Here is a 9,054-nt window from a genome sequence, read left to right as displayed (position 1 = left end):
GGGCGGCCAGGGGAGGGGGTCAAGGGGAGGGGGACCCTTCCCCCCCTCCCACTCCCCACACAAAATCCCCCCCCCCCGCCCTGGCCCCGCCCCCCGCGGGGGCCCCCCCCCCGGCACTGTGCTGCGGCGGTCAGTCGGCCAGGATCAGCGGCAGCAGGCGTGCGGCCTCGTCCTGGATCGGGGTCAGCGCCTCGCGGTCCTCGCCCGGGTGGAAACGGGCGCGCAGGGCAGTGGCCATCGGCTGCGGCTCCAGGATCTTCACCTTGGGGCCGGTGCGCTCTGTCTCGGCCTGCCAGCTGCGGGCCAGCGCCATCTGCGCCGCCTTGGTGGCGCCGTAGGTGCCATAGAACTTCTCGCCCGCCTTCGGGTCCTCAAAGAACACCGCGCGGCCCGACTGGCCCAAGAGAGGCGCCACATAGGGGATCAGCACCGAGGTGGCGGTGGCATTGACCGCCACGGCCTTGGTCCAGTCCTTGGCCGCCACGGAGGGCGCCGGGCACAGGGCCGTGGCATGGATCGCCGTGTGCAGCCACAGGTCCAGCTTGCCCCAGCGGTCATGGATGCCGCGGCAGAGCGTTGCCATCGCCTCGGGCACGGTGATGTCCATCGGCGCCAGGGTGGCAGAGCCGCCCGCCGCCTTGATGCGGTCGTCCAGCTCTTCCAGCGCGCCGGTGGTGCGGGCGACGGCCACGATGTGATGGGTGGGCGCAAGCGCCTCGGCCAGGGCGTTGCCCAGGCCGCGCGATGCACCGGTGATGAGAGCGGTTTTGTCTGTCATGGCCGCCTTCTTGGGCCGCCCGCGCGGGCAGGTCAAGGGGTGGCGGGCCGGGCCAAGGATTTTCGAAAATCCTTGGCAAATTTCCTGGAAGAAATTTGCCGGGGCAGCGGCCCGGTCAGCTGCCGGGCATATCCAGGCGCCTGGTCTCGCCGCGCTGGTTCAGCACCAGGCCGTGGGCGTCGATTGCCACCACCTGTCCCTGCGACAGGCGGGTGCCGCGGGAGACCTTGCGGGTGCGGCCTGACGGCAGGCGGACCAGGGCTGTCATGCTGTCCTCGGGGCCGAACAGACCCAGCAGGCTCAGGTTGCTGCGGTTCACCGCATTGGTCTGTGTCGCAAGCCCCGCCACCTTGGCAGAGGTTTCGCCGCCGCTCTGTGTGTTTGCCATCGCGTCCGTTCCTCATAGATCCGGACGTATCTGGGGCGCCGCAGCAGGGGGATCAAGCCGCCCCGCCAAGCGAAGCCTGCAATCGGCGGGAAGCCGCGGATGGCTTCAACAGGGCCGGGTGCGCTGCCGCGCCTGCTCCCGCTCAGGCGTCGTAGACCAGCGAAGGCAGGTCATGGCCATAGGCATAAAGCAGCTCCAGCAGTTCCTCCAGGTCCGCGCCGTCCTTTTGCAGCGGATAGAGCGGGTGGTTCTGCTCGGTGACCTTCAGCTCCGGATACTGGCCGCCGGTGCGCATTTCCAGCATGCAGCCTGCGGGCATAGGCATGTCCGGCGGGATCGCATTGGCCAGCCAGGCCGGGCGGTCGCCCAGCTTATCTGTCTCGCGCATCTCAAAGAGGTCGAGATAGGCGTCAAAGTCATCGCGGCTGAGGCTGGCCCAGGTGCCCAGGATGAACTCCTCGCCGCGGCTGCCGTTCAAGGGAATTGCCAGCACCGCCCGGACAAAGCGCAGATCGCCCAGGCGGCAGAAATCCTCGGTCAGGATATCGCCGCGGGTGGCGAGGACGGCAGAGTTGTCCTCCACCTCCATATCCTCGGCGCAGATGTCGGGCCGGTCGCAGCTGAGGCTGAGCAGTTGCGCGAACGTCGCGCCGCAGCAGCGGCACTGGCGCGGAGAGTTCAGCATGCGGGCAAGATGCGCGTCCAAGGGGCGGCCTTTCGTCAGGAGCATAGGAAAAGGCGCGGGCCGTCACGGCCAGCGCCTCCCCATGCAAAGTTCCGGGCCCTCATAGACGCATGCGGGCCAAAGTTCAAACCCCGTCTGCCGGGGCGGGCGCGGGCCTTAGCCGGTGGCCAGCTTTGAGGCATTCCAGGAGGCGCCGGGTGCCGGCATGTCCTGGATCTTGGCGCTGACCCGGCTGCTGTTTTCCAGCGCGTCCAGGTATTCGCCGGTGACACCGGTGATGTAGTTGCCGTCAAAGCAGGAGCAGTCGAAGCCCTGGATATCCGGGTTGCCTTCCTGGGCCGCCCAGATCAGGTCGTCGAGCTTTTGGTAGAACAGCGCATCAGCCCCCAGCTCCTCGCGGATTTCCTCGACGCTGAGGCCGTTTGCGATCAGCTCATGCTTGGTCGGCATGTCGATGCCATAGACGTTCGGGTAAACCACCGGCGGCGAGGCAGAGGCGATATAGACCTTCTTGGCGCCGGCCTCGCGGCACATTTGCACGATCTTCTTGATGGTGTTGCCGCGCACGATGGAATCGTCGATCAGCAGCACATTGCGGTCCTTGAATTCCAGCGGGATCGCGTTGAGCTTGCGGCGCACCGATTTCTGCCGCTCCGCCTGGCCCGGCATGATGAAGGTGCGGCCCACGTAGCGGTTCTTCACCAGCCCCTCGCGGTAGCGGATTCCGGTGGAGTTGGCGACTTCCAGCGCCACGGGACGGGCCGAATCGGGCACCGGGATGATGCTGTCGATTTCCAGGCCCGAGTCTTGGATCTGCTTGGCCAGCGCCTGGCCCATGCGCAGCTGGGTCTTGTAGACCGAAACTCCGTCCATCATCGAGTCGGGGCGCGCCAGGTAGACATATTCGAAGATGCAGGGGGTCAGCTTGCCCTCGACCGCCTGGAAGGTGTGCATGTTGCCGTCCAGATCCACCAGGATGGCTTCGCCCGGTTTTACGTCGCGGATCTTTTCAAAGGCGTTGATGCCAAAGGCCACGTCCTCAGACGCAAAGCAGTAATCCTCACCGCCGCTTTCCGCCGCGCGCTTGCCGACCGACAGCGGCCGGATGCCGTGCGGGTCGCGGAAGGCCAGCATGCCGACACCGGCAATCATGCACAGCACCGAATAGGCGCCCTGCACCCGCTCCATGGTCATCTTGACGCCGGCAAAAATGTTGCGGATCGGCTCGGCGTTGCCATTGACCTTGATCGCATCTGCCACCTTGTCGGCCAGAACGTTCAGCAGGATTTCGGAATCGGAGGTGGTGCGCAGGTGGCGGCTGTATTTGCCGGTCACCTTCTCGCGCTGCTCGGCGGTGTTGGTGATGTTGCCGTTGTGGACCAGGTAGATGCCATAGGGCGCGTTCACAAAGAACGGCTGTGCCTCGGCGGCGCTCAGCGAGCCTGCGGTGGGGTAGCGCACATGGCCTATGCCGACCCGGCCGGTCAGGGTCTCAGCATCGGACGGTCCGAACACATCCTTGACCAGCCCGTTGGCCTTGCGCTCGCGGAAGAACTCGCCGGTGTAGGTCACGATGCCCGAGGCGTCCTGGCCGCGGTGCTGGAGCATTAGAAGCCCGTCATAAATCTCTGCAAAGACATCCGTGTCCCGGCTTGCGATCCCCAAAATCCCGCACATTGGCTGGCTCCAATCCCGATTAGTCCGATGGCTGATGGAAGCGGCTTGGCCGGCAGTCTAGCGCATTTCTCCGCGCTGGTGCCATTGCGGAGGCACCAAAGCAGCTGGCCGGCAAAACGTCCGGAGCCTGATGGCCGGTTGCAGCCCTGGTCCCCGGCGCGATGCGCATCAGGTCAGGTCCACAAGGGCAGGCGGGCAGCGTCTGCAGCAGCGGCAAGGCGGTGTGGCTCCGAATCCGTTTCCTGTTCGCGCCCTCACATAGAGGCTTTCTTGCCGTCTGTCATCAAAGGATCACATATCGCCGCTGCGCTGCGGCAACCGCCCCCCCGGCGCCACGCAAAAGGCCCGTGTGAACCACGGGCCCCGGACGGCGGCCTGCGCTGGCCGCCGACTGTTCCGGCTGTGCCGTTCAGCCGCCTGGCGCCTTATAGGCACTGGCAATGCTGCCCGCCTTTTTCTGCATCGCCTCAAACTCGGCAGAGGTGAAAGCGCGCTGGGTTTTCAGGTTGCTGACCGCGCCGCTGGCGCCGGTAACAAGAAGCCCGGCAAGCAGGGCGGTCACATCGTCGATGGTCACGCTGATGGCAAAATCGCTGTCGCCTGTTGTCAGGTAATAGCTCTCCAGAGTGCCGCCTGCGGCTTCGACCACGGCGCGGGCGGCGGCTTCCCGGTCGCTCGGGCTTTCAATCATCGCCTTCATGGCGGCAGAGGTATAGCTTCCGGTCACAATAAATCTTGGCATCTTCAACACTCCCAGAACGCGGAGCAGCGGGCCGCCGGCGGGCAGGATGCCTGGCAGTCCGGCGCGCTCCCCCAAGTCCGGATCCTATCACATTTCCGTTAGAACTGCATGTGCGGCGCCCGGGCGGGGCATCAAAAGGAAAGGCCCGCACAAAGGCGGGCCCGAGGGGGGAGGAAGTCTTGGGGGGGATTCTAGGATCAGGCCGCCAGGATACGGTCCAGCAGGTTGTCCAGCGGGGACAGCGGCAGGCGGGCGTCTTCGTCCCCCATGCCGGTGCCGGCCAGGGCGCGGCCTTCGTCGCTGGCCAGAACCTGGCGGGTCTCAGACAGCGACAGCTGGTGAAAGGCAGAGTCGTCAGCGGTGTCACTGGCAGGCAGCAGCATACCGCTTTCGGCCCAGACCAGCTCTTCCTCTGCGAATTCGAAATGAATGCGGCCCAGGCGCTCCGGCGCCGCGGCGCTAATCCCCTTGTAGCCGGCCAGGGCGATCAGCTTGGCGACGACAACCGGCAGGCCGAACAGGCGTTCCGCGGTCTCCATCTCCAGTGCCACTTTCTGGTCCGAGGGCAGCATCAGGTCGGTGTCATTGCCAAGCGCACCCGCCGGGATATGCATCAGCGTGGTCAGTCGCGGCACCGCGTGTTTCACCGCCTTCACTTCCTGGGCGCCGCCGTCAAAGGTGAACACCATGTCGCCGGGCTTGACGTCGCGGGCCTGCTTGAAGCCTTCCTCAGTCTCCACCAGCGTATCGGGCAGGAAGCCGCCGCTGCGGATACGGGCACGCTTGCGCGCCGGCTTCACGGACTGCGGCAGGGGGTTGGTCAGCAGCAGCACGTCAACCGGCAGGAAGTCGGCGAAATCTGTGGTGTGGTCCAGCTGCATTTTGGTGTCCCTTCTGAGCGTCTTCGTCCCGGCGTTTTGCCGTTGAAGCCATGTGGCCCCCGAATTGGGACCAAATTGGGGCAGGCTTGCGTCGCATTTCGGGATGAGGCGTTTTTTCGGGGACAAAAACTGCCTTTTTGGGGGTATTGTTAACCTTTTGCCGGTGCCGGCTGAGGATTTGTTAAGATTTGGCGCGATTTTTGAGACGCCCTGAAGGGTCCCTCGAATCCCGATTCTCGTTGGTTAACAAAGCGTTAACTTGAATTTGCGGTGTTAACCGCTGCCCCGCGCATCTTGTGGATAACTTTGTGAACGCATTGAAATCCAAGCAAAACGGGCGCCCGTGGGGCGCCCGCATACCTGTCTGATGGTGGTAATCCTTAGGAATTACTGGCCGCAAGCGCCGATCAGCGCCTCATATTGCTCAGTCACCCAGCCCAGGGCCTGCTCCGGATTGCGTTCCTCGATCTTGCCGGTCAGGCGTTCAAACACCCCGGCAGAGCGGCTTTCATCAACAATGGTAAAGGACTGCCCGGTCATCACCACATCATAGAGGAAGAAGGCAATCGCAATCAGAAGAATGCCGCGCAGGACACCAAAGAAGAAGCCAGCGCCCTGATCCAGCCCGCCAAGCGCAGAGCGCTGCACCAGGGTGGAAAACAGCGGCGTGAAGAAGGAGACCACGATCAGCGCCAGCGCAAACACGGCGGCAAAGGCGGCGATGATCGACAATTCGCAGCTGTCGGCAATGAATTCGCCGATCACCGGGATCTCCGCCATCAGCGGCTCTACCTGCGGGGCAAAGATGAAGGCGAGCACGCCCGCGGCGATCCAGCCTGCAATCGCCATCGCCTCGCGCACGAAACCGCGCGAATAGGCCAAGAGCGCCGATACGACAATGACCAGGGCCACGACCCCGTCGATGATTGTGAAACCTTCCATGTCCCTCGCCCGTTTGCCTGCGATCTCAAATTTTTTGCGACTTTAACCGGCCCCGAAGAATTCGCCAACAAAACCTGCCAGATCGCCCGATTTTCGCAAGTTCAGGCCGTTTACGGATACGGTTTTGCTGCCGCCAGGGGCAATCGCCGCCGTGAAACCAAGTTTTTGCGCCTCTTTCAACCTGTTTTCGGTCTGCGGCGCAGGACGCAGCGCCCCGGATAGCGAAATTTCTCCGAAAACCACCGTATCGGCGGGCAGGGCGACGTCCTCCCGTGCACTCAGCAGCGCTGCGGCTACCGCCAGGTCGGCGGCAGGTTCGGAGATCTTCATGCCGCCTGCCACGTTCAGATAGACGTCGAGGCCGGCAAAGGGAATGCCGCAGCGTGCCTCCAATACTGCCAGGATCATCGCCAGCCGCGAAGAATCCCAGCCCACCACTGCCCGCCGGGGCTGTGAATGCGGCGAGGGCGCAATCAGCGCCTGCATCTCCACCAGCACCGGCCGGGTGCCTTCGATGCCCGCAAACACCACCGATCCCGGCGAGGGCTCGCCGCGTTCGGACAGGAACAGGGCCGAGGGGTTGATCACCTCGCTGAGGCCGCTGCCGGTCATTTCAAACACACCGATCTCATCCGCCGGGCCAAAGCGGTTCTTGACCGCGCGCAGGATGCGGAACTGGTGGCCGCGCTCACCCTCGAAATACAGCACCGTGTCGACCATATGCTCCACCACCCGCGGGCCTGCGATCTGGCCCTCCTTGGTGACATGGCCGACCATGATGATCGAAATCCCGTGCCGCTTGGCGAATGTGGTCAGCTCATGTGCGGCAGCGCGCACCTGGCTGACAGATCCCGGTGCGCTGTCCACATGATCCGCCCACATGGTCTGGATGGAATCGATAATCGCCAGCTGCGGCTTTTCCGCCTCCAGCGTGGTCAGGATGTCGCGCAGGTTGGTCTCGGCGGCCAGCTGCACCGGCGCATCCGCCAGCCCCAGCCGCTGCGCCCGCATCCGCACCTGGGCAGAGGCCTCCTCGCCGCTGACATAGACTGTCTTGACGCCCGCCTGGGCAAACCGCGCCGCGGCCTGCAGCAGAAGCGTGGATTTGCCGATGCCCGGATCGCCGCCGACCAGGATGGCGGAAGCCGCAACCAGCCCGCCGCCCAGCACCCGGTCCAGCTCGCCCACCCCGCAGCAGGCGCGCGGCGGCGGGGTTTCCCGGGTGGACAGATCGGTCAGTTGGATGGTGCGGCCGCGCTTGACGCCCAGCGATTTCTTCGAGGGGCCGGAGGACAGCCCCTGATCCTCACTGATGGTGTTCCACTCGCCGCAGCCCTCGCAGCGGCCCGACCATTTCGAAAAGCTGGCTCCGCAGGCGGAGCAGGAGAAAGATGTTTTTGCCATGCCGGATCAGTGGCAGATGTTTCTGTTTTGTTCAAGGGGCTGCGGGTTCCGGACCGGCAGATGCGAGGCTCTGCCTCGCGCTCCGGGATATTTGGGGCCAGAAGAAGAGGAGGGGCTTCCTTCTTCTGGCTGGAAATATCCCGGGGGAGGCCCGTCAGGGCCTGGGGCAGAGCCCCCTGCTGTTGTCAGTCGGCGCGCCGCGGCGGCTGGATCGGCACCACGCTGCCGCCTTCGGGGCCGGACCCGTCCGGCTGACCCTGCAATTGCGCCGACAGTTCCGGCAGCAGTTCGAACAATTCGCCGCGCAGCCGGCCCAGGTGCGACTTGGCGATGCTTTCTTCGATCTCCACATCGCGGCTCCATTGGCGCAGTTCCTGCATGATGATCTGGGCATCCTCCAGCCGCGCCTTGAAGGTCTCCAGCTCCTCCTGCCGCTGCTGCAGGAACAGGCGGGCGCGGGCCACCTTGGCGTCGGAGTAGGTTTCTGCCAGTTCGTGGCTGACCTGGCTCATCTGTGCGGCCGTTTCCAGCACCTCCGGCTCCAGCGCGGACAGATCCGGGTGATCCCGCATGAAGGCGAGGCGTTCCTTCACCGCGTCAAACTCCGAGGCCAGGGTGAACACGCCCGCCCGGTCGCCGGCATGGGCCAGCTGATAGGCCCGCAGCACGTCCTCCATCTGCAGCGAGAACCGCCGGTGCGAGGTTTCCAGCGCCATGATGCGCCCGTTGGCGGGCAGGAAGAACACCAGCATCAGCGCCAGTGCCGTCAGGGTGATCTGCGCCGCCATCCCGGCCTGCGGGTGGATCCCGGCGCCGATGCCGGCCTGCAGGCTGAGCCAGGGCCACACCCCCGCCGCCGCCAGCCCGGTGGCCGCCAATGCAGCCAGCGCGCCCAGGCAGATCAGCAGAAACGTCAGCCGCATCAGCGCGGCCTGGGCAGTGAACAGGATAGATTGAAGGCCGGGCATGGCTCCCCCTCCAGCAGCAATACACACTGACGCCGGTCCGGCCTGGCAGAAGGGGGGAGGTCCTGCAGAAGGCACGGTCAGCCGGATCCGGGCGTCACATTTCTCCGGCCTTACGAAATGGAGCGGAAGGCGCCGGGATCAAGGGGTTCTGTTCCTGGCCCCGCGCTCTGTCAGCATTCCCAGCACGATGGAGGCCAGAATGCAGGCGGTGAACAGGTAAAGCCCCCAGGCGGTCTCGATGGTCGCCAGGCCAATGCCCTTGGCCAGGGTGATGTAAAGCGCGATCAGGAAGATATCGGCCATCGCCAGCTTGCCCAGCACATGCAGCACCTTCTGCACGCGGGTGTCCATCAGCTCCCATTGCACCAGTGCGGTGCCGATGGTCTTGAGGTAGGGGGCGAAGATCGCAAAGAAGGTGACGATCAGCGCCAGCACCGCGTCGCTGCCCCAAAGGCTCTGCAGCCCGGTGATCACCGAGATCTCGCTGAGGCCGAAGATAGGCAGCAGCCCCGCCCGCATCAAGGGCGCAAACCAGGCGACGGGGTAGAGGATCAGGAGCGATAGGGTGAGGAGGCGGAGCAACAATCTA

Annotated in this window: 10 protein-coding genes; all 10 read right to left on the bottom strand. The window is 64.8% G+C overall.

Going from position 1 to position 9,054, the window contains the following annotated elements:
• Positions 1–130: 130 nt before the first annotated feature.
• The 10 genes from ACXAHG_RS21185 to ACXAHG_RS21140 all read right to left on the bottom strand — a co-directional run bounded on the left by ACXAHG_RS21185 (position 131) and on the right by ACXAHG_RS21140 (position 9,050).
• On the bottom strand, positions 131–778 hold the full coding sequence (locus ACXAHG_RS21185) for an SDR family NAD(P)-dependent oxidoreductase (protein WP_475044011.1): 648 nt from the start codon (positions 776–778) through the stop codon (positions 131–133).
• A gap of 115 nt (positions 779–893) precedes the next feature.
• The gene (locus ACXAHG_RS21180; RefSeq protein WP_475060519.1) at positions 894–1,166 is read right to left on the bottom strand and encodes a hypothetical protein; all 273 of its coding nucleotides are present in this window, start codon (positions 1,164–1,166) and stop codon (positions 894–896) included.
• Between the two features lie 142 nt (positions 1,167–1,308).
• Entirely contained in the window at positions 1,309–1,896 is a 588-nt protein-coding gene (locus ACXAHG_RS21175; RefSeq protein WP_475060516.1) for a DUF2199 domain-containing protein, read from the bottom strand.
• 111 nt (positions 1,897–2,007) lie between these two features.
• Positions 2,008–3,528, bottom strand: coding sequence for an amidophosphoribosyltransferase (gene purF / locus ACXAHG_RS21170; protein WP_475060513.1), 1,521 nt, complete (start codon positions 3,526–3,528; stop codon positions 2,008–2,010).
• A 409-nt stretch (positions 3,529–3,937) separates the two neighbouring features.
• Positions 3,938–4,270, bottom strand: a complete 333-nt coding sequence (locus ACXAHG_RS21165) for a GYD domain-containing protein (protein ID WP_475060511.1) — start codon at positions 4,268–4,270, stop codon at positions 3,938–3,940.
• A 197-nt stretch (positions 4,271–4,467) separates the two neighbouring features.
• Positions 4,468–5,151 (bottom strand): Hint domain-containing protein, encoded by a 684-nt coding sequence (locus ACXAHG_RS21160; RefSeq protein ID WP_475060508.1) that lies wholly within the window; start codon positions 5,149–5,151, stop codon positions 4,468–4,470.
• Between the two features lie 387 nt (positions 5,152–5,538).
• A complete protein-coding gene (locus tag ACXAHG_RS21155; RefSeq protein ID WP_475044000.1) occupies positions 5,539–6,093 on the bottom strand; it encodes a CvpA family protein in 555 nt (184 codons plus the stop codon).
• Positions 6,094–6,135: 42 nt separating this feature from the next.
• The gene (gene radA, locus ACXAHG_RS21150) at positions 6,136–7,497 is read right to left on the bottom strand and encodes a DNA repair protein RadA (protein WP_475060506.1); all 1,362 of its coding nucleotides are present in this window, start codon (positions 7,495–7,497) and stop codon (positions 6,136–6,138) included.
• Positions 7,498–7,682: 185 nt separating this feature from the next.
• Positions 7,683–8,465 carry a DNA repair protein gene (locus ACXAHG_RS21145; protein ID WP_475060504.1) on the bottom strand — a complete coding sequence of 261 codons (783 nt, stop codon included), beginning with the start codon at positions 8,463–8,465 and terminating at the stop codon, positions 7,683–7,685.
• A gap of 138 nt (positions 8,466–8,603) precedes the next feature.
• Positions 8,604–9,050 (bottom strand): paraquat-inducible protein A, encoded by a 447-nt coding sequence (locus ACXAHG_RS21140; protein ID WP_475060502.1) that lies wholly within the window; start codon positions 9,048–9,050, stop codon positions 8,604–8,606.
• Between the last annotated feature and the right edge of the window lie 4 nt (positions 9,051–9,054).

The sequence above is a fragment of the Leisingera sp. ABD4_442 genome (assembly GCF_056160905.1).
This window is presented reverse-complemented; position numbering and strand designations above follow the sequence as displayed.

Excerpts from the sequence above, each read along its gene's own strand:
- ACXAHG_RS21185 (WP_475044011.1), bottom strand. The coding sequence starts at position 778 with ATGACAGACAAAACCGCTCTCATCACCGGTGCATCGCGCGGCCTGGGC.
- ACXAHG_RS21180 (WP_475060519.1), bottom strand. The coding sequence starts at position 1,166 with ATGGCAAACACACAGAGCGGCGGCGAAACCTCTGCCAAGGTGGCGGGG.
- ACXAHG_RS21175 (WP_475060516.1), bottom strand. The coding sequence starts at position 1,896 with ATGCTCCTGACGAAAGGCCGCCCCTTGGACGCGCATCTTGCCCGCATG.
- purF (WP_475060513.1), bottom strand. The coding sequence starts at position 3,528 with ATGTGCGGGATTTTGGGGATCGCAAGCCGGGACACGGATGTCTTTGCA.
- ACXAHG_RS21165 (WP_475060511.1), bottom strand. The coding sequence starts at position 4,270 with ATGCCAAGATTTATTGTGACCGGAAGCTATACCTCTGCCGCCATGAAG.
- ACXAHG_RS21160 (WP_475060508.1), bottom strand. The coding sequence starts at position 5,151 with ATGCAGCTGGACCACACCACAGATTTCGCCGACTTCCTGCCGGTTGAC.
- ACXAHG_RS21155 (WP_475044000.1), bottom strand. The coding sequence starts at position 6,093 with ATGGAAGGTTTCACAATCATCGACGGGGTCGTGGCCCTGGTCATTGTC.
- radA (WP_475060506.1), bottom strand. The coding sequence starts at position 7,497 with ATGGCAAAAACATCTTTCTCCTGCTCCGCCTGCGGAGCCAGCTTTTCG.
- ACXAHG_RS21145 (WP_475060504.1), bottom strand. The coding sequence starts at position 8,465 with ATGCCCGGCCTTCAATCTATCCTGTTCACTGCCCAGGCCGCGCTGATG.